Here is a 22,189-nt window from a genome sequence, read left to right on the forward strand (position 1 = left end):
CGTTCTTAAAATACCCGGCGCTTTCAAAACGAAAGCGCCGGGTATTTTTACATGGCCAAAACGCCGGTTTCATCCTTGAGTAAAATCAAGATTTGCTCCTCCAGGCCGGTCTGGCAGTCGATATAGACCAGCACCTGCTCGTTATCCTCGCCCTGGCAGGTGAATTCGTAGCAATAGGTTTCATTCAGGCCCTCGGAGGGCACCACCACCTGTTTGGCGGCGCCGGTAACGGTCAGCAGCGGGCTGAGCTTGTCCTTGGCCTGTTCCGCCGTGAGGGCGGCCTTGGGCAGGGTGCGGGAGGTGTGATTCATCAGGTAACCGGTGGCGTCGAAGGACACTGCCTGCCCGTTGTCCATGGCGATCCCCACCTTGATGAGATCGGGGTAGAATATCACGCCATCCGGCGCGTAGGCATAATTGATGGTCAGCACGCCGTTGTTCAGGCTATAGTACCGCTGAACAAACCCCGGCAGGTCGTTCTCGTTCATGACCCGATCGCCCATTTGCAGGGCTTCCTCGATCGTCAGGCGGCCTTCCCCGATGGGGCGGGAATGGATGAAATACTGGACAAAACCGCCCGCTTTGGTCACGTTGATGCGGAAGTTGTCGCCGGCGAAGGAGTAGCAGGGGATCGTCCCGCCCATGTCGCCGGCGGCCTGCAGCTTGCCGGAATACCAGTGGCTGGCCTTGGACAAAGCGGCATCGCCGCTGACGGCGGCTTTGCCCTTGAGCAGCTTCGGCTCCTGCTGCTGAATGTGATCGGAGAAGGGGCCGTCGTAAATCAGCGTGGGATAGTCCTCGAAGCCCTCCTCCATATCGTGGAAGCCACTGTTGACATTGGGAGCGGCGACTTCGGCGGCCTGCGCCGCGTCATCAAAGGCCAGCAGCCCGGCCTGGGCCTGGTTCTGCATGCCCGCCACCTGGTTATACACCTTGTGGGAATAGGCGGCCAGAGCCTTCATAGAGGCGGTTTCCTCATCGGTAATGCTGCCCCCCGCGGCCACCCGGTTGGATAAAACCATGCAGAAATCGCCGACCTGCGACAAAAATTTATAGGTGCCCGCCAGTTCCGAACCGTTAACGGGAAGCTGCCCCAGCGTTTCCTTGGCAAAGCCGGCCTCCCGCCACAGCTTGGAGGAAAGGCCCTGCAGCTGACTGGCCGTGGAGGCGTATTTGCCCTTTTCCAGCGTGATGTCCAGATTGCCCAAATAATCCGTCAGTTCGCCCAGCGCCCGCTGGTAGGTGTATTCGATGGTGGTGCGGTGACGGCGGGCGGCTGTATACCCGGTGATGGTGCCGGCCGTCAGCGCCACAATCAGCGCCACGTTGAAGCTGATGAGCCGGACAACGCCCCGGCGGCTTAAGGATGAGGTCTTTCCCATTGTTAATCCAGCCTTTCCATTGCAGTTGAGAGGTATTACCAATATACGTCTATAGCGTTGCCGGAATGCGTGCGGATATGCCGGCTGGTCAATGGAAAGATTTAACTGGATGACAAACGCCGCCCGGAAACCATCCGGACGGCGTTTGCGATTCTTAGCGGTTTTCGATGGGCGTGTACTCCCGGTGAGGTGCCACGCTCTTATAGGCGGGGCGGATAATTTTTCCGGCGTTGATAAGCTCCTCAATGCGGTGGGCGCTCCAGCCGGCGATGCGGGAGATGGCGAAAATCGGGGTGTACAGTTCCAGTGGCAGGTTCAGCATGCTGTAAACAAAGCCGCTGTAGAAATCCACGTTAGCGCTAACGCCCTTGTAAATCTTCCGTTCCTCCGCGATGACCTGCGGGGCCAGCTGTTCTACCAGAGAATACAACATGTACTCGTCTTCCCGTCCCTTTTCTTCCGACAGGCTCTTGACAAACTTTTTGAATATGTTGGCCCGGGGATCGGACAGGGAATACACCGCGTGGCCCATGCCGTAGATGAGGCCGGAACGATCGAATGCCTGCTTGTTCAGCAGCGCTTTCAGATACGCCGTAACGGCTTCCTCGTCCTTCCAGTCCGTCAGCGTGTTCTTCATGTCCTCGAACATCCGAACCACTTTAATGTTGGCGCCGCCGTGCTTCGGCCCTTTCAGGGAGCCGAGAGAGGCCGCGATGACGGAATAGGTGTCGGTGCCGGAGGAGGAGACCACGTGGGTGGTGAAGGTGGAATTGTTGCCGCCGCCATGCTCGGCGTGCAGCACCAGCGCCAGGTCAAGAACCCGGGCCTCCAGATCGGTGTACTGGCTGTCGGGACGCAGGACGCGCAAGATGTTTTCCGCCGTGGACAGCTCCGGCAGGGGATTGTGGATATACAGGCTGTTGCCGTCGTGATAATGGCTGTAGGCCTGGTAGCCGTAGACCGACAGCAGGGGGAACAGCGCAATAAGCTGCAGGCACTGGCGCAGCACGTTCTCGATGCTGATGTCGTTGGCGTTGTCGTCGTAGGAATATAGGGTCAGCACGCTGCGCGCCAGCGTGTTCATCATATCCGGACTGGGCGCTTTCATGATGATATCCCGCACAAAGCTGGTCGGCAGGGTGCGGTAATCGGCCAGAACCCGCTGAAAATCGGCCAGCTGCTCCCGGCTAGGAAGATTGCCGAATAACAGAAGATACACGGTTTCTTCAAAGCCATACCGTTTTTCCTGGATAAATCCGCCCACAATCTGTTCAATATCGATGCCGCGATAGAACAGCTTCCCTTCGCAGGGGACGGATTCGCCATTGATTTCGACGCTGGATTGGATTTCGGATATCTCCGTCAGTCCCGTCAGCACACCTTTTCCCTTGAGATCCCGCAGCCCGCGGTTGACCTGGTACTTCGTGTAGAGGGACGCGTCAATTTGGCTGTTGTCCAGACAGAGCTGGGTCAACTCCTTAATCTTTGGTGTGATTTCCGCATATGTGTTACCCACTCGCACCCATCCTTTCTTCTCGTCATTCGATGAATAACCCTCAGTATATCATATGGAGGATGGAAAATTGTGAAGAAAATTAAAATTTCTTATTTTTTCAATAATTTCGGTGAAAACGAATAGAATTTTTGGCAAATGAATAGAAATCTATGGGGTGAGGGGGGTTGAAAAAATACAGAGAGGAAAACAGGAGAGTCCGGGTGAAGCACTGGATAGCCCTTTGGAGCAGAGCGGAATCCGCCGCCAATGTGCTGGAGCTGGTTCTATTGGAGGCTGTCAAAAAAGGGGCCGGTCAATGACCGGCCCCCTTCAAAATGCGGCGAAGGCATATACCGCCATGCCGGCGGTCATCAGCAATACGGGCGAGGTTTTCCAGAATGCGGGCAGCCCCGGGCTGTCCAAACGGCTGGCCGCGGCGCCGAAGGCCGCCACCAGGCAGCCAGCCAGCAGGGAAACGCCCAGGACAATCAGCAGGGCGGACCACCAAACAGTGGTGACATCGCGCAGGCACAGCAAAGCGGCGTAGCCCGCAGCCGCCAGCGCCGGATCGGCCAGCATGTCCCGCCGAGATGCGGAGCGGCTGACGCTGCGCCCGATGAGGAGCGTCAGGCACAGAAGGAGCGCGGGGAGAAACTCCCGGATACCGGCGGGCAGATCCAACCGGTACAGCGGCGCCGCGATACAACCGGCCAAAGCGGTGCAGAGAAAGAGCAGGCCTCCTGCCTGCGCGCTCTCCCGCACGGAATACTGCCAGCTCCAGCGCTGCTTGAGCCCGCAGATGGACAGCAGCAGCGCCGCGGTCAGCAGCCCAAGCCCACCCAGGCCGAAATCCTTGGACAAGCCGTCCCACAGCAGACGGACGCCCATCAGCCGGCCGGCGGCCAGCCATTCCCGCAGGCCGCCGAGCAGCAGCAGCGCTCCCGCCCACCAGCCGAATTTCGGCAGATGCTCCTCCCATTCCTCCGAACGGGCGGACATGGCGCCGCTCAGGAATGCCAGCACGTAATACAGCACGGTGGGGATTTCTTCCCACCAGCCGGGCTTCCAGGCCATCAGCGCCATCTGCATCGCAGCGGCCAGCGCCGCGGTGAATACGCCCATGGCGACGTCGTTGCCGCGTCCGGCCAGCGGGCGGAGCAGCCGGAACAGACAGAGGCCTAAAAGAAGCTGAACCGCCGTCATTTCCAGCAGCAGCAAGGCACCGCGCACGGAAGCGCAACCCGCCGCCAGTACGCAGAAAAAGGCGGCGGCCAAGGAGATGCCGCGAGGTTTCATAGTCTCAGCCATTGGAATCGTCCCTTTCCGGCAGAGCGGTAACGGCTACTTTACCGCCTGCACAAATACATAGGCGAGGTTGGCCGCCTTGACCACCGCTTTGGAGGAGATGGTGGCGCCGCTCACACCGTCGATTTCGGCGGCGCTGCCGCGGGGGGAGGTCCCCGTTTTCGTCACCTTGGCCTCGTCGAGAGCTTGGTTGGCCAGCTGGACAAAAGCGCTGACATCCACCGACACGCCGGCATAGGCGTCGGTTTTGCCGTCCTCCGGGTTATACTTGATTTTGGCTGGATCGCCGGCGGCTATCAGAGCGTCCTGCATGATTTTGGCTTGCTCATGCCATTTCTTGCCGGTTTCCGTCATCACATAGGTGCCGTCCTCCGACTCTTTCTTTTTGGTCAGAGGGCTGTTTTCTTTATAGGCGTCCCAGTCCACGGCGGAAATCTTACCGTTTTTGATGGTGATCTCCACATAGTATTTATAGCCCTGGTGGTAATCGGCTTGTTCTGCCTTATAATGCCCGTCTTTAAACATGCCGGTAGGGGCGGGGGAGGCGTTGCCGCGCGCCTGCTCCACAGCGTTTTTCGCCAGCTTTACAAAAGCGCTGATATCCACGGACACGCCGGCATAGGCATCGGTTTTACCGTCCGACTCTTGATAGCGGATGGCGTCCGGAGAGTTGGACGCGATAAGCGCATCCTCCATAATCTTGGCCTGCTCATGCCACTTTTTCCCGGTTTCCGTCATCACATAAGAACCGTTTTTCGACTCCTGCTTTTTAGTGGTGGAGCTGTTTTCCTTGTAGGCGTCCCAGTTGACGGCGGTGATTTTACCGCCTTTGACCGTCAGCTCGAGAAAATACTTATAGCCCTGCGTATAGGTGGTTTCCTCCGCTTTGTATGTGCCGTCCTTCATGGCGGCCGGCTGGGAGGAGGGGGAAGAGCTCGCCGGGGAGGAGGCGGGAGAGGAGGAAGTGCCGGCGTTGCCGTCCAGCCCCTCGATGCCGGTATAGCCGTTCAGAGAAACCGGGGCTTTCAGGCCGGCAAAGCGGTCGGTGTACGCGGCTTCGGCGGCTTTGGAGCCGTAGCCCTCCGTCTCCATGTGACTGCCCACCCGCAGGCCGATGAATTCGCTGCCGTCTGGGGTCAGCGCGACGTGAACGGCCATGTCGCCGCCATAGCCCTTGACCGTGGCGGTGACGGCGTAGCCGATGAGAGCGCCGTTTTTGTCTAGGGCTTTATAGGCGGAGGTGATGCCCTCGGTGTCTTTGGTGGCGATTGCTTCCAGGCGATCAGCGTTCAGAATATCGCCAAAGGCGATTTTGGCGGCTTCATCCTCCTGGCGTTTGACTAGCGTGTCGGTGATGGCGCTCATGCCAAAGAGCAGCGCGACCGAAACCACGGCTACAATCACCACGTTGAGGATGGCTTTCATTTTTGCATTCATGGGATGTCGTCCTTTCGTTTGAAATGCCTCAGTTCAGACCTGCGGCCGGATTTCCTTTTTGGTGGCGATGCCGTACACACGGCGGCGGGTGAGATACTCCAGAAGCGGGGCGGCCAGATTCATCAGGAGGATGGCAAAGCAGATGCCCTCCGGATAGCGGCCCCACAACCGCAGAACAGCGGTGAGCAGCCCCACGCCGCCCGCGAAAATATATTCTCCCGCCGGTGTGGTGGGCTTGCTGGTGAAATCGGTGACATATAGGAAAGCGCCCAGCATCAGCCCGCCGGAGAGCAGATGGGCAGTGACCGGCCCGGTGAAGGGGATAGCCCCGCCCCACATCCACACAAAGAGGGCGAACACCCCCAGACAGGTGACCGGTACCCGCAAGCTGATCCGGCCGCGGAGGTACAGGTAAATCCCGCCGACCAGGATGAGAACGACCGATGTTTCCCCGATGCTCCCGTTTTCAAAACCGAAGAGCATGGACAGCACCGACGGCTGCATATGCACATGGGACAGAGGGGTTGCCGAGCTGAGCGCGTCGGCACGGGTGAATCCCGTCACGGTTTGAGGAAACGCAATCATCAGGAACGCCCGCCCGGCCATGGCCGGGTTGAAAATGTTCCGGCCCACCCCGCCGGGTATCTGCTTGACCACCGCGACGGAAAATATCCCCGCCAATATCAGGGCCCAGAAAGGGACGCCGGCCGGCAGGCAGAGCGCCAGCAGCACGCCGGTGACCAGGCCGCTTCCGTCAAAAACCCGCTGGCCCCGCAGTCGGTTGCCAATCTCATCGCACAGGCCGCAGGTTACCACGGAGACCAGGATCACCCAGAGCGCCCGCCAGCCGAAATTCCACACGCCGCCGATACTCATGGGCAGACAGGCGATCAATACGTCCAGCATCACGTCCCGGCTGGAAAGTCCCCGCCGGATATGGGGGGCCGCTTTTTGCAAGGTCGGTTTCATTGCGCGGCCTCCTTTCTCGTGGCTTTCTGCTGGTTCAGCCGCCGGGCGGTGCCTCGTGCCAGCGACACCCGCGCCGCGAGAAACCGCTTGGCGGGGCAGACGTAAGAGCAGCTGCCGCAGGCGATGCACTGCTGGGCGTTGTAATCGGCGCAGATGTCCGGATGTCCGCCGATGACCGCGCTGTCAATGGCGAAAGGCATCAGGCGGGATGGGCAGACCCGCGCGCAGGCCCCGCAGCGAATGCAGTTCTGTTCCGTGTTCTCCGGCCGAAGGATGGCCAGCAGGCCGCCGGTGGTTTTGGTAACGGGCACATCTAGCCGCTCCAGCAGGGTGCCGGTCATGGGGCCGCCCGCTATATACAGCGGACGGCTGTTCCCGTCGTCTCCCGCTATCCCGCCGCAGTGTGCCAGCAAATCGGCCAGCAGGGTGCCAATGGGGACCCGCAGATTGGCCGGCCGATTGACCTGGCCCGAAACGGTGACGATCCGATGGGTCAGCGGCGTGCCGTCCATGGCATCCGCCAGGGCCGCTGCCGTGGCCACGTTGGAGACCAGCACGCCCACGTCGGCGGGAAGCTTCCCGTCCGGCACCTCAAGGCCGGTGACCGCCTGGATCAGCTGCCGCTCGCCCCCTTGAGGGTAGCGGGCCGGCAGTGATAAAACTTTCACGTCGGCGTCCCGCGCCGCCTGTTCCAAAGCAGTTACGGCGTCGGGCTTGTTGTCCTCGACGCATATGGTGACCGCCGCCTCCACCACACGGCCCATGGCTTGGGCGCCTTTGATGACCTTTTCCGCTTCCTGCAGCATCAGGCGGTGATCGCATGTGAGATACGGCTCGCATTCGCAGCCGTTGATCAGCACCTGATGAATAGGTTTGTCGGTAGAGAACTTGACGGCGGTGGGAAAGCCGGCGCCGCCCATGCCCACCAGGCCCGCATCCGCCATCAGGCAAACAATCCCCTCCGGCGTGTTGTTCCAGGACAGGGGGGCTTCCGGCGTATGGAAGCTGTCGTTCTCCACCGTGACGCAGAGGACTTCCTCGCCTCCGATAACCGGCATGGGGGATAGGGCCCGCACGGTGCCGGAAATACCGCAGTGCACCGGCGTCCCGCCGTCCTCGGATGGCCGGCCGACGAGCTGTCCCTTTTTGACGGTCTGCCCCACGTCCACCACCGGCACGCAGGCAGCGCCGAACCCCTGCCGGAGCGGAATGACCAAACGGGCGGGTGTAAAGTTTTCAATGGGAAGAGCGCTGGTCGCCGCCTTGTTTTCCACGTCATGGGGGAAGGCGATGCCGCCGCTGAAGGGTTGACTCAACACGATCTCCTGCCTTTCTAAGAGGAAAATGCGGGGAATCCCCCGGTGGTCCGGATGCTGCCGTCCTCCATCATCCACAGGGCCTGGAGACCCGGCGCTTCCTCCGCCGTTTGCCTGGACTGCTCGTAGGGCAGGGCAAACAGGGCGGTGGAATAATAATCTGCATCCGCGGCGTCATCCGTCAGAACGCAGACCATGCGGTAATAGGAGGCTGGCCACCCGGTATCGGGAGAGAGAATATGGGCATAGTATGTCCCATTTGCTTCAAAATACTTTTGATAATCGCCGCTGACGCCCACGCAGCGGTTTTGCAGCGACAGCGTTCCAAGAATTTCATCCGGCTGGCTGGAACCGGACAGGTTGAGCGCGGCGTCCGGATGGCGCACCGCTATTTGCCAGCCATCCTTATCCGGCGGTGTGCCGGCGCACACCAGTGTGCTGGTGCCGCAGTCCAGCAGGAAGGCGCCGATGCCCGCTTCGGTCACGATTTGCGCGAGTTTTTTCGCCGCGAAGCCTTTGGCCACCGCGCCGAAATCCAGCGTCATGGCCGAATCCGACAGCGTCAGCCGCTTGTCCCGAACGCAAACGCCGTCCATGGACACGTGCCGCATCGCTTCCTCGACGGCTGCGGCGGTGGGGGGGACACCACTTTCCCGCGCCTGGTTCCATAGCGACAGGACCGCTCCCATCGCGACGTTGACGCCCTGCACGCTGGTTTGCTTCTCTCGGCAGTAGGCCAGCAGCTCCAGGATTTCCGGCGGGGTGTCTTCTGATGGAACCGTTCCGGCCGCCGCGTTGATGCGTGCCAGCGGGCTGTCCGGATTGTAGTGGTTGAATAAAGTATCCAACCGGTTCAATTCGGCTTCCACCTGATTGGAGACCTGATCGAAAACAGCTTGCGTGGGGCAATAGGCGGTGAAATTCGTCACGGTGTCCAGCGGCCCGACGAAGGATACGGCATAGCGGGCCAGGGCCGGCGTCCGTGGCTGCGGTTTCGGCGTGCAGCCGCTTAGAAGGCAAAGGCAGACGAAGGCGGGAAGAATTCGGTACAGGATGATCAATGAAGCGGCCCCCAAAAAATTTACGATTCTTTTTCTTTTATTGTGCACGAAAATGTGTTAGGATATGTATAGCATCGATTGACAAGGGCGAACACGCCTGCCGTCGGCCAAAAAGGTGGCCTGCGGCGTTCTCTGCTTTGGCGGGCGTCAGCCCGCCCGCAGCCTGTGGCCTTGCTGGCCGCCTTTTTGCTCCGACGGCAGGTCCTTCGGAGTTTTTCGGCAGTGAAAAAGAGGAGATGGCAAGGCGGACGAGGCCGCCGGGCTGGCGCCCGGCAACGAGGACAACGCCGCCAGCACCCCTTTTCACGCCGAAAAACCGCGTTTCCCCTTGTCAATCGATGCTAAGCATCCCATACTAAACAGCAATAACGCACGGTCAGAGGAAAGGATGAATGCGGCGATGATCATCGATTGGAAAAAACGGCTGGCCGCCGGCGGCAGTGCCTTGCTGCTCGCATGTAGTCTGACGGCTTGCGATCTCGGTAAAAAGGACCCCGCTTCCAACGCGTCCACGCAAACCACGGAGGGAGCCGGCACGACGGCCTCCACGGCTTCCACAGCCGCCCCCACCACGGGCACGACCGCCCCGACGCGGGACGAAACCCTGCCTTCCGTCGCTTGGGTGACAGCGGACTCGATGCATGTGCGCAGCGGGCCGGGCCGGGATTATGAGGCGATCGGCGGCACCAAGATGGGGGAACAGGTGCAAATTCTCGCCAAGGAGGGCGATTGGTATAAAATCCAGATTTTGCAGCTGGTCGGATATGTCAGCGGGCAATACCTGACGTTTGAGGATCCGAAGAACGCTCCCGCCGCCACAACGCCGGCGGCCACCACCACGACCGCCGTTTCCTGAGTGCCTAAAACAGCCCTGCGGCAATTCTGGCCGCAGGGCTGTTTTTCTGTAATACGAACGGAATCATCCCCAAAATTCAAGAAAAGCGGCTCCTTTTCAAAAATCCGCGAACCCCTGCCCGGCCCCTTGCGTAAGATGGGTTAAACAACAGCACAAGGGGGTAAGGCGGATGCTGGCTGTGCGAAAAAGTCTGAAATCCCACCGGGGCTGGCGGGCGCGCCGATGGCCGACGGGCGCTGGAAAGAACCTGGCGGTCTGGCGCTTGCTGGCTTTTCTGATCGCTCTGATTCTGCTCATCATTTTTCTTGACCATCAGATCCATCCGCTGGTCAAATCTTTCGGAGAAAATCAGGCGAAATTCACTTCCACCAAGGCGATAAACGAGGCGGTGACCCAGGTGCTGACCGATGAACAGATCCGTTATGAGGATTTGGTGACGGTGGCTCGAAACGAAGTGGGCGATATCGTATCGGTGGAGGCGGATATCAGCAAAATCAACCGTCTGAAAGCGGAAATTACCACCGTGGTGCTGGAGCGATTGAAGGAGTACGCGCATCTAGAGATGCGGATTCCCCTGGGCAGTATTCTGGGAGGGGAAATGTTCAACGATCGCGGCCCGCGCATCCCTCTGCGGGTGACCATGTCCGGCAACGCCCTCACTACCATGAATAGCGCCTTCAGCAGCGCGGGGATCAACCAGACCTCCCACCAGATCACACTGCATATCGAATCGCAGATTGTGACCACCATCCCCGGCTATACCAACTACATCAAAGTGGAAACGGATTTTGTGGTGGCGGAAACCGTGCTGGTGGGCAAGGTGCCGGATTCCTACACCGAGGTCGACGGCAGTCAGGCCGAGCTGCTTGGAAAAATATTCGCCTACGGCAGTGATTCCAAGTAGAAATTCCCTGGAAGTTTTGGTATACTAAAGGACATGAAACCAAAGGGAGGATCCAGTCATGGATTTTGAAGCGGCACAGCAGCGGGTAGAGGCGCTCAGGGAACGTATTGAGTATCACAGTAAACGATATTACGACGAAGACGCGCCGGAAATTGAAGACGACGAATTCGATGCACTGACCCGGGAGCTGCGTGAGCTTGAAGCGGAATATCCTCAATTAATTACTGCCGATTCTTACACCCAGCGGATACACGGAGAACTGTCCAACCTGTTCACCCCGGTTGCCCACGAGGTGCCGCTGGCCAGCCTGCAGGATGTCTTTTCTTTGGAAGAACTCCGCGAATTCGATGCCCGGGTAAGGGAAACCATCCCGGAGCCGGTGTATGTGGTGGAGCCGAAAATCGACGGCCTGTCCATCGCGCTGGAATACCGGGACGGCCAGTTCCTGCGGGGCGCTACCCGGGGGGACGGGCAGGTGGGGGAGGATGTGTCCGCCAACCTGCGCACCATCCGTTCCATTCCGAAAAAGCTGAAACGGCCCCTGCCCCGCATCATCGTGCGCGGAGAGGTGTATATGCCCCGCCAGAGCTTCGCCGCTCTGGTCGAAGGGCAGGAGCTGAACGGGGAAAAGCCTTTCAAAAACCCCCGCAACGCGGCGGCGGGTTCCCTGCGGCAGAAGGATCCCAAGGTGACCCGCGGCCGCAACCTGGATATTTTCGTGTTTAACCTGCAGCTGATCGAGGGGGAGACCGTCGCCTCCCATGCCAGTTCCCTGGAATGCATGAAGGAGCTGGGCTTTCATATCATTCCGTTCTATACCCGCACGGCCTCTATCGACGATGTGATTGCCGAGGTGGAGCGGATTGGCACGGTGCGCGGCACGTTGCCCTTCGACATCGACGGCGCAGTTGTCAAGGTGGATGACTTTTCACAGCGGGAGCAGCTGGGCAGCACCTCAAAATTCCCCAAATGGGCCGTGGCCTATAAATACCCGCCGGAGGAAAAGGAAACCACCCTGCTGGATGTGGAGATAAACGTCGGGCGCACCGGTGTGCTGACGCCTACCGGTCTGTTCGAGCCGGTCACCCTGGCCGGTACCACCGTCAGCCGCGCCACCCTGCATAATGAAGATTTCATTCACGAAAAGCAGCTGGCCGTCGGCGATCGGGTGGTGTTGCGCAAGGCCGGAGATATCATCCCCGAGGTGGTGCGGGTGGTGTCTCACCAGGAGGGCGCTCCCGTCTACCAGATGCCGCATGTCTGCCCCTCCTGCGGCGCGCAGGTCGCCCGGGAAGAGGATGAGGCGGCGCTGCGCTGCACCAATCCGGAATGCCCGGCGCAGAAGCTGCGCAATCTCATCCATTTTGCCTCGCGGGACGCCATGGATATCGAGGGCCTCGGCCCCGCGGTGCTCGAGCAGCTGGTGAACAACGGGTTGGTCAGCTATGCCTACGAACTGTACAGCCTCGATCGGGAAGCCGTGGAAGCGCTGGAGCGAATGGGGGAGAAATCGGCCGACAATTTGCTGGCGGCCATTGAAAAATCCAAGGAATGCGATTTGTTCCGGGTGATCTTTTCCCTGGGGATCCGCCACATCGGCCAGAAAGCGGCCAAACTGCTGGCGGAACGGTTCGGCACCATGGAGGCCATCCTGAGCGCCAGCGCCGAAGACATCGCCGCCATCGACGGCTTCGGCGGCATTATGGCGGAAAGCGCCGTGCACTTTTTCTCCCTCCCCCAGTCCCGGCATTTTATTGAACAGCTGCGGCTGGCGGGGGTCAATATGACCTGCAAAGCCGAGCGGGCGGATGTCCGCTTCGCCGGGATGACCTTTGTGCTCACCGGCACCCTCCCGACTTTGAAACGGGAGGAGGCGGCCGCCCTCATCGAGCAGCACGGCGGCAAAACCGCCGGCAGCGTCTCGAAGAAAACCAGCATCGTCCTCGCCGGAGAGGACGCCGGCAGTAAGCTGACCAAAGCCCAGCAATTAGGCATCCGCATAATCAACGAAGAGGAATTTATGCAGCTGCTGGAGGCCGAGCCTGACAACTGAAGCTCATACCAACCGGACGGGTTCTCTTTTCAAAAGAGAGCCCGTCCTATTTTTTTGTTCTAACCGGCGGGACAGGCACATAAGTATGGGACGAGGTGAGGACAGGCATGGGAGATTTTTTGAGTGGGGCGGCGTATCTGCCGCCGTCAATTCGCGATGTGATCATCGGAGTGCCGGCCAGGATTCAGACCGCGACACAGGAGATCCGGCTGCGCGCGGGGGCTCCGGTGGTATTGTCTACCCCTGCCGGCGAATTGCTGGTGACAAAAAGCGGACAAGTTACCGAATTATCCTCCGGCAGCCTGCTGACCTGCGATCCGCTTCAACTCGAGGACTGTTTTCAGCGGCTTTGTGAATATTCGGTACATACCCATCAACAGGAAATCAAGGACGGCTATGTCAGCACCCGCAGCGGCTGCCGGGCGGGGATAGCGGGCAGCGTCGTCACCGAAAACGGCGCGATTGTCACCATGCGCCATATCACGTCGATATGCATCCGCATCGCCCGGCGGCACGACGGCTGCGCCTCCGCCCTGGCGGCGGAGCTGATCGGTCCTTCCGGCCTGCGCAGTGCCCTGATTGCGGGGGAGCCCTCAAGCGGCAAAACCAGTCTGCTGCGGGATTTGGCCAGACAGTTGGCCGGCGGCCGGATGGGACGGCGTTACCGGACGGTGGTGGTGGACGAGCGGGGAGAACTCTCGGGAGAGGGTGGCCTGTCCGAGTGCGATGTGCTGCTGCACTGCCCCAAAGGCGCCGGCATTCAGCAGGCGGTGCGCTGCTTAGCTCCGGACGTCATTTTGTTCGATGAATTGGGATCGGCCGAGGAGGTACAAGCCGTGCTGGCGGGACTCAATGCCGGAGTGGCGGCGGTTGCTTCCGCCCATTGCCGGGATATCCCCTCTTTGCTGCGCCGCCCCTGCGTCCGTATGGCCCTGGACAGCGGCGCGTTCGACTGTGTGGTGGCTTTGGACGGCCGCAAATCACCCGGTGTCTGGCGGCGGATTTACGAAACGGGGGAGCTGTATGATTATCAAAGTCATCGGCCTGCTGCTCTTGGTGGCGGCGGGGGCGTTTCTGGGCTTTTCGGCGGCGGCCGGTCTGAGTCGCCGGGCGGCTGCTCTTGAAAAAATCCAGCGGCTGCTGATCCAGCTGGGCTCTCAAATCCGGTATACAGCTGCCCCGGTGGGCGAATTGCTGGCCGCCGCCGCCTCCTCCCCGGAATTCCAGAGTCTGCCCTTTCTGAAAGCGGCGGCAGCGGATCTGCAAATCGACGGGGATTTTCATACTGCCTGGCGTCAGGGCGTCAAGGAGCAGGGGGAAGCCAGTGGCCTGACGGCGGCCGATCGGGAATTGCTGGTTCATTTCGGCGACGGCTTGGGCCGCACCGACGTGGAGGGGCAGCTGACAAATTGCCGGCTGTACGCGGAGCAGCTGGGAGAGCGGCTGGAGGAAGCCCGGCGGGACGCGGCCACCAAAAGCCGGCTGTACGTAACCCTGGGGGTAACCGGCGGCATCGGACTGGCGCTTTTGTTGCTGTAACGCGGATAAAGCTTTGCACGGATAAGAAAGGCTGGGAAATTGGATGGACGTGGATTTGATTTTCAAAATTGCGGCGGTCGGGATTATCGTGGCGGTGCTCAACCAGCTGTTGGTGCGTTCCGGTCGGGAGGAGCAGGCGATGCTGACCACCCTGGCCGGCCTGATTGTGGTGCTGACCATTATTGTCACGGAAATCGGTGATTTGTTCAGCACGGTCAAATCGGTCTTCGGGTTGTGACGCCATGGATATCGTGATGATTGCGGGCGTGGTGGTGGTGGCGGCTTTCCTGGCCGTCATGCTGCGCCAGCAGCGGCCTGAGCAGGCCATGGCCGTCAGTCTGGCGGCAGGTATCGGCATCCTGGCCCTAGTGCTGTCCAAGGCCTTACCCGTCATCGGAACCCTGCGGGAATTGCTGAGCACGGCGGCCCTTCCGGAGGAATATGGGGCGATCCTATTCAAGGCGCTTGGTATCTGCCTGCTCACCCAGCTGGCCGCCGACGCCTGTAAGGATGCGGGAGAATCCGCGCTGGCATCCAAGGCGGAGCTGGCGGGCAAGCTGATGCTGCTGATGCTGGCCCTGCCGTTGTTTGAGAAAATCGCCCAGCTGGCCGCTTCCCTGATCAATGGGGAGGCGATTTCATGAAAAAGACGCGCCGGATTTTTCTCCTGGTGTTTGTGCTGCTGACTATGCTGCTGGCCGCGACGATTCCTGCGGCGGCGGAAGCGGAAGAGCCCAGTGCCGATGAGCTGTATCAGGAACAGCTGGAGGCCAGCGGCGCGCAGGAAATTTGGGATAAGCTGCCGGAGGAGACGCGGCGGCTGCTGGACAATCTGGGGATTACCGGACTAGACAAGGACAGCCTGTCCGGCCTGACGCCTCAAGCCTCCTTAAGCGGCCTGCTCGGTCTTTTGGCTGACCAGGCAGGCGGACCGCTGCGATCGGCGGGGATCCTGCTGGGCATTATCCTGCTGTGCGCCCTGATGGACGGCATGAAGCAAGCGGTGCGAGAGCCGGCAATTTCTGATGTGTTTCAAACCATCTGTACCCTCGCAGCCTGTGCGGCGGCGCTGATTCCGGTTTCCGGCTGTATCCGGTCGGTCTGCGAAGCGGCGGAAAGCACCTCGGTGTTTATGGTCAGCTTTGTGCCGGTTTATGCCGGCGTCCTGCTGACGGGCGGACAAATTGCCGCCGCCGCCTCCTACCAAACCATTGTGCTGTTTGTGGCGGAGCTGTTTTCGTGGCTGGCCACTAGCATCATCCTGCCCTTGATGACTATTTCCTTGGCGCTCGGCATGACCGGATCGGTCACCAGCGGCATGAAGCTGGACGCCGTGGCCGGCTTCATCAATAAAACCGCCGTTTGGCTTCTGAGCATATCGTCCACCCTGTTTGTCGGACTCTTGTCCCTGCAGAGTCTGGTGGGGGCGGCGGCCGACACGCTAGGAGGGCGGGCCATTAAGTTTTCCCTGTCCAGCTTCGTCCCGGTGGTGGGAGGCGCCCTCAGCGAAGCCTTTAACACGGTGAAGGGTTGTCTGGGCCTTCTCAAGTCGACCCTGGGCGGCTTCGGCATTCTGGCCACCGTGCTCATCGTCCTGCCGCCCATGCTGGAATGCGCGGCCTGGTCTCTCTGCCTGAGCCTGTGCGTCATGGCGGCGGATATGCTGGAGCTGAAAACTATGAGCGGCCTGCTGACGGCGGTGCGGTCGGTGACCAATACCCTGATCGGCCTTCTGGCGTCCTGCTCGCTGTTTATGATTATCGCCACCAGTATTATGACCCTGGCGGGACGGGGAGGTTGAACAATCGTGCTGACGATACGGAGGGAGGGCAGACATGGACGGGATTAAGGCATGGGCCATTGCGCTGTGCGCGGCGGCGGTCGGCTGCTCCCTGCTGCATATGCTGGCCCCCAAGGGAGGCATGGGGCGGCTGTTCAAGCTGATTATCGCGGCCTTTTTCCTTTGCTGTATGATCGCTCCCCTGATGAATCTGAAATCCATGACCCAGCTGGATATCGACGCCCTGCCGGAGGATGTGCGGGCGGATGTGCTACAGGAACGGGTCAACGGGCAGGTGGAACGGCAAATTAACGCCGCGCTGCTGCGGGTCACCAACGATACTTTGAAAAATTATAACACCCAGGCGGAAAAAGTCGTGGCAAAGACGGATACTTCGGCGGATGGCGGCATATGTATTACACAAATCGTCCTTTACATGGACAAACAAAACATCCGAGACGCCATGGTCGCCAAACAGGTAATGGAAAAGCGGCTGGAGGTGGAAGTCATCGTCCAGTCGGCGGATTGACGGAAAGGATGGAAGAGTTCCATGGAAGAAAAAGAAAACGGCAGCGGGACGCTTACGCGCCTTTCGGCGTTTCTGAAAGGGGGAAAAGGCACCAAAATCATTGTGGCGGTTGGCCTGGTGGGAATGGGGCTGATTTTGGCGTCCAATTTTTGGACGCCAAAATCTGACAAGCAGGTGGCCGCCGCCAAGGCCTCGGCCGAGGAGTTCGTCGCTAAGACGGAGACCAAGCTGGCCGCCTTGGTGGGCAGCATCGAAGGCGCGGGATCCTGCCAGGTGATGGTCACCCTGGAAAACGGTGTGGAGTATGTGTATGCCACCCAGGACAAGATCAATACCAACCGGGTGGAAGACACCAACGGCGATTCCAATAAGGTTTCGCAGAAGGACGACTCTGAAAAGTCCATCATTGTGGTGGATACCGATCAGGGGCGGCAGGGATTGCTGGTCACCGAGATTCAGCCCACGGTCAAGGGCGTTGTGGTGGTCTGCCAGGGCGGCGATAACGCGGCGGTATCCCAGCGCATCGTCGACGCCATCACCACGGCGCTGAATATTTCCTCCAAACGGGTATGCGTTACCAAATCCAATTAAACTGTCAGCAGGAAAGGAATGGGGAACAGTGAGCAACATCTTTGGGAAAAAACAGGTGCTTTTGGCGACTTTAATCGTGGCGCTGGGCGTGGCCGTATATTTGAATTACTACTTTTCCAACCAGTCGCCCGTTATCGATACGGGGGCCAGCGTGTCCGACACGTCCAAGAACATGGGAGACGCACAGTACGTGGGCGGCTCCGCCCAGTCCTCCGAGCCTGGGGACAAGGCCGACTATTTCTCTCAGGCTCGCAAAAACCGGGAGGACGCCCGGGCTCAGTCGCTGGATCTTATCAAAGAAATGATGAATGACGTCAAAGCCACCGATGCCATCAAAAAGCAAGCGCTGGAAAAAACCGAGGCGGTGGCTGCCGCCATCGAGCAGGAAAGCAAAATCGAAAGCCTTATCAAAGCCAAGGGCTTTGCCGACTGCGTGGTGTACATTGAGGGAGAAAACTGCAATGTCGTGGTCAAAGCGGACAGTCTTCAGCCCCAGCAGACGATTCAAATCACCGAGATTGTCACCGCCCAGTCGAAGATTGTCGCACAAAATATTAAGATATCCAACGTAAATTCATAAAAAACAGTTGCCCCTTTCTTGGTTTGTGGTATAATAACAGGAAAGCGAAGGTTTGCATCCGTCCAGATAAACGGGCGGATGGGCCGGCTTTCCGCTATCAAGAAATAGGGGGTTCTCAAACATGGATGATAAAGGGTTGCGTCCTTCGGAAGGAAGCTGCATTATCTCGGAGGATGTGATTGCTACTATCGCTAGCACGGCGGCGCTGGAGGTTCCCGGCGTGGCGGGCATGGCGGCGCGCCCTGCGGATATTCACGGCATTATGTCCACCAACGCCGCGACCAAATCGGTCAAGGTGCTGAACAATGAAAACGAGACCATCGTGGACGTGTACATCAATCTGCGGCTGGGCACCCGTATCCCGGACGTAGCGGGGGATGTGCAGCACGGTGTCAAGGTCGCGGTTCAGTCCATGACCGGCAAACCGGTGACAAAGGTCAACGTGCACGTGGCGGGCATTGTCCTGGATGATGAAAAAAGCAAATAACCGGCTAAGCGGGCCCTCCGCAGAGGTGTGGAGGGCTCTCTTGTTGATCGGCGTGTCGTTTCCTGTCGGGAAACGGCCGAATACATAGGAAAAGGCGGGGTGCCGTATGACGAGGCGGGAAGCGCGCGAATTGGCGTTTATACTGTTGTTTGAAAAGACCTTTACCGAGGAACCGGTAAGCGAAATCCTCCAGCGCGCGGGAGAGGCCCGGGACGTGGAAGGGGACGCCTTCGCGCTGTCGCTGGCGCAGGGGGCGGAAAGCCGCACAGAGTCCATCGATCAGAGAATTGCCGCCTGTTCCTTGAAGTGGAGCAAGGAGCGGATCTCCCGGGTGGCGCTGGCCATTATGCGTCTGGCGGTGTATGAGATGCTGTATGTGGACGACATCCCTGTCAGCGTTTCCATCAACGAGGCGGTGGAGTTGGCCAAAAAATACGGCGGCGACGAGGATTCCTCCTTCGTCAACGGCGTGCTCGGCGGCATTTCCCGCGAAACTGCCCCGAAGGATGACGCACAGGCATGAGTGTTTGTCTCGGGCTGGATACCAGTAATTACACCACCTCGGCGGCCATCTGGCAGGACGGCGCTATTCATCAGGTTAAACGCCTGCTACCGGTAAAGCCCGGGGAATTGGGGCTGCGGCAAAGCGACGCGGTGTTTCATCACGTACGGCAGCTTCCGGACATCGTCGAGGAACTGCGCGGCCTCTGTGACGCGCCGATAACAGCGATAGCCGCTTCCGACCGCCCGCAGCAGCGGGAGGGCTCGTATATGCCCTGCTTTCTGGCGGGGATGGGGGCCGCCCGGGAATTGGCGGCGGTTCTCCATGTTCCCTGCTACCGGTTTACCCACCAGCAGGGCCATGTGGCCGCCGCCCTTTTCGGCTCGGAGCGCACCGCGTGGATACGTGAGCCGTTTCTGGCCTTTCATGTCTCCGGTGGGACGACCGACGCCCTGCTGGTGCGGCCGGACAAAGAGGATATCCTCCGCTGTGAGACGGTGGGGCGTTCCCGGGATTTGAAGGCGGGACAGCTTATCGACCGGGTGGGCGGCCTTCTCGGCCTGCCCTTTCCCGCCGGTCCCGCCCTGGAGAAACTGGCCTCCCGCGCCCCGGGATGGGGCTCCGCCGGCCGTCTGCCCCGCCCCTCTTTAGAAGGGGCGGACTGCCATTTGTCCGGGGTGGAAAACCAATGCCGTACCATGAAAGAAAAGGGCGCGCCCGACGAAGAAGTGGCGCTCTTTTGTCTGCGCAGCGTTCTGGCGGCGGTTAGCGGTATGACGCAGGCTCTGCTGCGTGTTTACGGCAATCTGCCGGTGGTCTACGCGGGCGGCGTCATGTCCAACAGTCTGCTTCGGCGGGAATTGGAGGCCGCCTATAACGGCACGTTCGCCCCGCCGGCCTATTCGGCTGACAACGCGGCGGGCATTGCCCTGCTATGCAGTCTGCGGGAGAAAGGAGCCAGCCGTTTATGAAGGTCATTTCCGTCAGTCAGCTGAATCGCTATGTCAAATCCATTCTGGAAGGCGACGCCAATCTGGCGGCCGTCTATATCGGCGGCGAAATTTCCAACTTTACTAACCATTACAAGTCGGGGCATCTGTATATGTCCCTGAAGGATGAGAACGCCATTGTCAAAGCGGTGATGTTCCGCGCCTATGCCTCCAAGCTGCAGTTTCGTCCGGAAAGCGGCATGAAGGTCATTGTCAAGGCCCGGGTGTCTCTGTATGAAAAGGACGGTTCTTTCCAATTATATATTGAAGAGATGCAGCCGGACGGCGTCGGTGCCCTCCAAATAGCCTTCGAACAGCTGAAAAAAAGGCTGGCAGCCGAAGGCATGTTCGACGAATCGCGAAAACGTCCGCTGCCGCCTTATCCGACCCGGGTGGGCGTGATTACTTCGCCGACCGGCGCGGCGGTGCGGGATATTCTCAACATTCTGGGCCGCCGTTATCCGATGGCGCGGGTCATATTTGCCCCCGTTCTGGTGCAGGGGGAGGGGGCGGCCCCCTCTCTGGTGGACGCTCTGCGCCGCTTCAATGAGGCGGACGCGGCGGATGTGCTGATCATCGGCCGGGGCGGCGGCTCTATTGAGGAGCTTTGGGCCTTCAACGAGGAGGCGGTTGCCCGGGCGGTGGCGGCGTCCCGCATACCCGTCATCTCCGCCGTGGGGCACGAAACCGATTTTACCATCTGTGATTTCGCCGCGGATTTGCGCGCGCCCACTCCCTCCGCCGCCGCCGAATTGGCGGTGCCGGATCAGCAGCAGCTAATCCGCCGGGTGGCTCAGCTGGAGCAGAATGCCCGACGGGCTATCGCCGCCGGCGTGCAGGATGCCGCCAAGCGGTTGGAGGCCGTGCGCGCGAAGCGCTGCTTGTCCACGCCACTGTTTTACGTGGAAGAGCAGGCCATGCGGCTGGACTATATCACCAAAGCCTTTGTTTCTGCCGCACAGATGCAGACCGCCCGGGCGGATCGCCGCCTGGCCGCCGCCGCTTCCAAGCTGGATGCCCTCAGCCCGTTGAAGGTGCTGTCCCGCGGCTACGCCATCGGCTATAGGACCGATGGTCGTGTCGTCAAGAGCACGGCGGATGTCGCCCCCGGCGACTCTCTGGATTGGCGCCTCTCCGGAGGCAGCATCCGCTGCACCGTGGACGAGGTGCGCGCACAAGGGGAAGACACATAAGAAAGGATGGCAGCCATGGCTACCGAATGGACTTTTGAAAAAGCGATGACCCGCCTGGAGCAGATTGTCTCTGTGCTGGAGAGCGGCCGCTGCACGCTAGACGAATCTTTGAAGCTGTTCGAGGAGGGGACCAAGCTGACGGCTTACTGCTCCAAGGCGCTGAAAACCGCCGAGCAGAAAATCGTCAAGCTGACCGCTGTAGAAGAGGCGACTCCCGCCCCGGATGAGCTGGTGGATAGGCAGGGCCAGGATATGGGCCAGGCGCTGTCCGAATAAAATTAGCAGGAAAGGCCGGGAGACACCGAGATGAGCGAACTTTACACCGAGCAATTACAGGAGCACCTGCGCGTATTTGAGAAGGAATTGCCGGCCCATCTGCCCGCCGCCGAAGGCCTCTGCGAGACGGTGGCCCGGGCGATGACCTATGCCTGCGAGGCGGGCGGCAAGCGGATTCGACCCGTGCTGACGTTGGAGTTCTGCCGGCTAGCCTGCGGCGACGCCGGGCGGGCCATGCCTTTTGCGACGGCGGTGGAACTGATTCATTCCTATTCGCTGGTTCACGACGATTTGCCCTGTATGGACGACAGCCCTCTGCGCCGCGGCAAGCCCTCCGTTCATGCCGCCTTCGGGGAGAATATGGCCCTGCTGGCCGGGGATGCGCTGCTGACTCTGGCCTTCGAGGTGATGCTGCGCGCCGATAACCGACAGGCAATCCCAGCTGAATCTGTACTGGCCGCTGCCTTTACACTGGCGAAACGTGCCGGATATGCCGGCATGGTGGGCGGCCAGGTGATCGATTTGCAGAGCGAGGGAAAGGCCATCGGTCTGCCGGTCCTGGAGAAGCTGCAGCAGGGCAAAACCGCCGCGCTGATGATGGCCGCCTGCGAGATGGGCTGCCTGGTCGGTGGGGCTTCCGCTTCCAAGACGGCGGCCGCCCGCGCCTATGGGCAGAATTTAGGCTTGTGTTTTCAGATCGTTGACGATATACTGGATAGTACATCCACGGCGCAGCAGCTGGGCAAACCGGCCGGCAGCGACGTTGAAAATGAAAAAGTGACCTACGTGTCCCTCCTGGGGCTGGAAGACGCCCGCTGCCTGGCGGAACGGCGCACCCGGGAGGCTGTGGAATACCTGGAGCCCTTTGGCGCCGAAGCGGAGCATCTGCGGCGGCTGGCCCGGGCGCTTCTGGAACGGAAGAAATAAGTCCGGACGGGAAAACGG

Annotated in this window: 24 protein-coding genes; 17 read left to right on the plus strand and 7 right to left on the minus strand. The window is 60.0% G+C overall.

Annotated features, from left to right (window positions below; genetic code table 11):
- Positions 1-47: 47 nt before the first annotated feature.
- The 7 genes from ACSAMM_RS04635 to ACSAMM_RS04665 form a co-directional block, all read right to left on the minus strand.
- Positions 48-1,382, minus strand: a complete 1,335-nt coding sequence (locus ACSAMM_RS04635) for a PepSY1/2 domain-containing protein (protein WP_457790109.1) — start codon at positions 1,380-1,382, stop codon at positions 48-50.
- A gap of 154 nt (positions 1,383-1,536) precedes the next feature.
- Positions 1,537-2,898 (minus strand): citrate/2-methylcitrate synthase, encoded by a 1,362-nt coding sequence (locus ACSAMM_RS04640; protein WP_457790111.1) that lies wholly within the window; start codon positions 2,896-2,898, stop codon positions 1,537-1,539.
- 309 nt (positions 2,899-3,207) lie between these two features.
- Positions 3,208-4,185 (minus strand): hypothetical protein, encoded by a 978-nt coding sequence (locus tag ACSAMM_RS04645; protein WP_457790113.1) that lies wholly within the window; start codon positions 4,183-4,185, stop codon positions 3,208-3,210.
- 33 nt (positions 4,186-4,218) lie between these two features.
- Entirely contained in the window at positions 4,219-5,619 is a 1,401-nt protein-coding gene (locus ACSAMM_RS04650) for an FMN-binding protein (protein ID WP_457790115.1), read from the minus strand.
- 33 nt (positions 5,620-5,652) lie between these two features.
- Positions 5,653-6,588, minus strand: a complete 936-nt coding sequence (locus ACSAMM_RS04655; protein ID WP_457790117.1) for an RnfABCDGE type electron transport complex subunit D — start codon at positions 6,586-6,588, stop codon at positions 5,653-5,655.
- Complete coding sequence (rsxC, locus tag ACSAMM_RS04660; RefSeq protein ID WP_457790119.1) at positions 6,585-7,907, minus strand: electron transport complex subunit RsxC; 1,323 nt, start codon at positions 7,905-7,907, stop codon at positions 6,585-6,587. The genes ACSAMM_RS04655 and rsxC overlap by 4 nt, the downstream gene beginning before the upstream one ends.
- A 14-nt stretch (positions 7,908-7,921) precedes the next feature.
- Positions 7,922-8,965, minus strand: coding sequence for an FAD:protein FMN transferase (locus tag ACSAMM_RS04665; protein ID WP_457790121.1), 1,044 nt, complete (start codon positions 8,963-8,965; stop codon positions 7,922-7,924).
- A 400-nt stretch (positions 8,966-9,365) separates the two neighbouring features.
- On the opposite strand from ACSAMM_RS04665, the gene ACSAMM_RS04670 reads away from it, so the two are divergent.
- From ACSAMM_RS04670 to ACSAMM_RS04750, 17 genes are all read left to right on the plus strand, one after another.
- Positions 9,366-9,821, plus strand: coding sequence for an SH3 domain-containing protein (locus tag ACSAMM_RS04670; protein WP_178724127.1), 456 nt, complete (start codon positions 9,366-9,368; stop codon positions 9,819-9,821).
- 178 nt (positions 9,822-9,999) lie between these two features.
- Positions 10,000-10,725 carry a sporulation protein YunB gene (yunB, locus tag ACSAMM_RS04675; protein WP_178724129.1) on the plus strand — a complete coding sequence of 242 codons (726 nt, stop codon included), beginning with the start codon at positions 10,000-10,002 and terminating at the stop codon, positions 10,723-10,725.
- Between the two features lie 58 nt (positions 10,726-10,783).
- Positions 10,784-12,778, plus strand: coding sequence for an NAD-dependent DNA ligase LigA (ligA, locus tag ACSAMM_RS04680; RefSeq protein WP_457790123.1), 1,995 nt, complete (start codon positions 10,784-10,786; stop codon positions 12,776-12,778).
- Positions 12,779-12,885: 107 nt separating this feature from the next.
- Entirely contained in the window at positions 12,886-13,902 is a 1,017-nt protein-coding gene (locus ACSAMM_RS04685; RefSeq protein ID WP_457790125.1) for a stage III sporulation protein AA, read from the plus strand.
- Complete coding sequence (locus ACSAMM_RS04690; protein ID WP_178724135.1) at positions 13,802-14,317, plus strand: stage III sporulation protein AB; 516 nt, start codon at positions 13,802-13,804, stop codon at positions 14,315-14,317. Before ACSAMM_RS04685 ends, ACSAMM_RS04690 begins: the two co-directional genes overlap by 101 nt.
- Before the next feature lie 43 nt (positions 14,318-14,360).
- On the plus strand, positions 14,361-14,555 hold the full coding sequence (gene spoIIIAC / locus ACSAMM_RS04695) for a stage III sporulation protein AC (RefSeq protein ID WP_178724137.1): 195 nt from the start codon (positions 14,361-14,363) through the stop codon (positions 14,553-14,555).
- 4 nt (positions 14,556-14,559) lie between these two features.
- Positions 14,560-14,961 carry a SpoIIIAC/SpoIIIAD family protein gene (locus ACSAMM_RS04700; RefSeq protein WP_178724139.1) on the plus strand — a complete coding sequence of 134 codons (402 nt, stop codon included), beginning with the start codon at positions 14,560-14,562 and terminating at the stop codon, positions 14,959-14,961.
- Positions 14,958-16,118, plus strand: a complete 1,161-nt coding sequence (locus ACSAMM_RS04705; protein WP_457790127.1) for a stage III sporulation protein AE — start codon at positions 14,958-14,960, stop codon at positions 16,116-16,118. The genes ACSAMM_RS04700 and ACSAMM_RS04705 overlap by 4 nt, the downstream gene beginning before the upstream one ends.
- 34 nt (positions 16,119-16,152) lie before the next feature.
- Positions 16,153-16,626 carry a hypothetical protein gene (locus tag ACSAMM_RS04710; protein ID WP_457790128.1) on the plus strand — a complete coding sequence of 158 codons (474 nt, stop codon included), beginning with the start codon at positions 16,153-16,155 and terminating at the stop codon, positions 16,624-16,626.
- A gap of 21 nt (positions 16,627-16,647) precedes the next feature.
- Positions 16,648-17,217, plus strand: a complete 570-nt coding sequence (locus ACSAMM_RS04715) for a hypothetical protein (RefSeq protein WP_457790130.1) — start codon at positions 16,648-16,650, stop codon at positions 17,215-17,217.
- A gap of 28 nt (positions 17,218-17,245) precedes the next feature.
- Positions 17,246-17,797, plus strand: coding sequence for a SpoIIIAH-like family protein (locus ACSAMM_RS04720; protein WP_457790132.1), 552 nt, complete (start codon positions 17,246-17,248; stop codon positions 17,795-17,797).
- A 121-nt stretch (positions 17,798-17,918) separates the two neighbouring features.
- Positions 17,919-18,284 (plus strand): Asp23/Gls24 family envelope stress response protein, encoded by a 366-nt coding sequence (locus ACSAMM_RS04725; RefSeq protein ID WP_178724149.1) that lies wholly within the window; start codon positions 17,919-17,921, stop codon positions 18,282-18,284.
- 106 nt (positions 18,285-18,390) lie between these two features.
- Positions 18,391-18,807, plus strand: a complete 417-nt coding sequence (gene nusB / locus ACSAMM_RS04730) for a transcription antitermination factor NusB (protein ID WP_457790134.1) — start codon at positions 18,391-18,393, stop codon at positions 18,805-18,807.
- Positions 18,804-19,757 (plus strand): peptidase M22, encoded by a 954-nt coding sequence (locus tag ACSAMM_RS04735; RefSeq protein WP_457790136.1) that lies wholly within the window; start codon positions 18,804-18,806, stop codon positions 19,755-19,757. Before nusB ends, ACSAMM_RS04735 begins: the two co-directional genes overlap by 4 nt.
- Positions 19,754-20,968 (plus strand): exodeoxyribonuclease VII large subunit, encoded by a 1,215-nt coding sequence (gene xseA / locus ACSAMM_RS04740; RefSeq protein WP_457790138.1) that lies wholly within the window; start codon positions 19,754-19,756, stop codon positions 20,966-20,968. Before ACSAMM_RS04735 ends, xseA begins: the two co-directional genes overlap by 4 nt.
- Positions 20,969-20,983: 15 nt before the next feature.
- Complete coding sequence (gene xseB, locus ACSAMM_RS04745) at positions 20,984-21,244, plus strand: exodeoxyribonuclease VII small subunit (protein WP_178725320.1); 261 nt, start codon at positions 20,984-20,986, stop codon at positions 21,242-21,244.
- A gap of 30 nt (positions 21,245-21,274) precedes the next feature.
- On the plus strand, positions 21,275-22,171 hold the full coding sequence (locus tag ACSAMM_RS04750) for a polyprenyl synthetase family protein (protein ID WP_457790140.1): 897 nt from the start codon (positions 21,275-21,277) through the stop codon (positions 22,169-22,171).
- The last annotated feature ends 18 nt before the right edge of the window (positions 22,172-22,189 follow it).

This window comes from Anaeromassilibacillus sp. SJQ-5 (assembly GCF_054108045.1).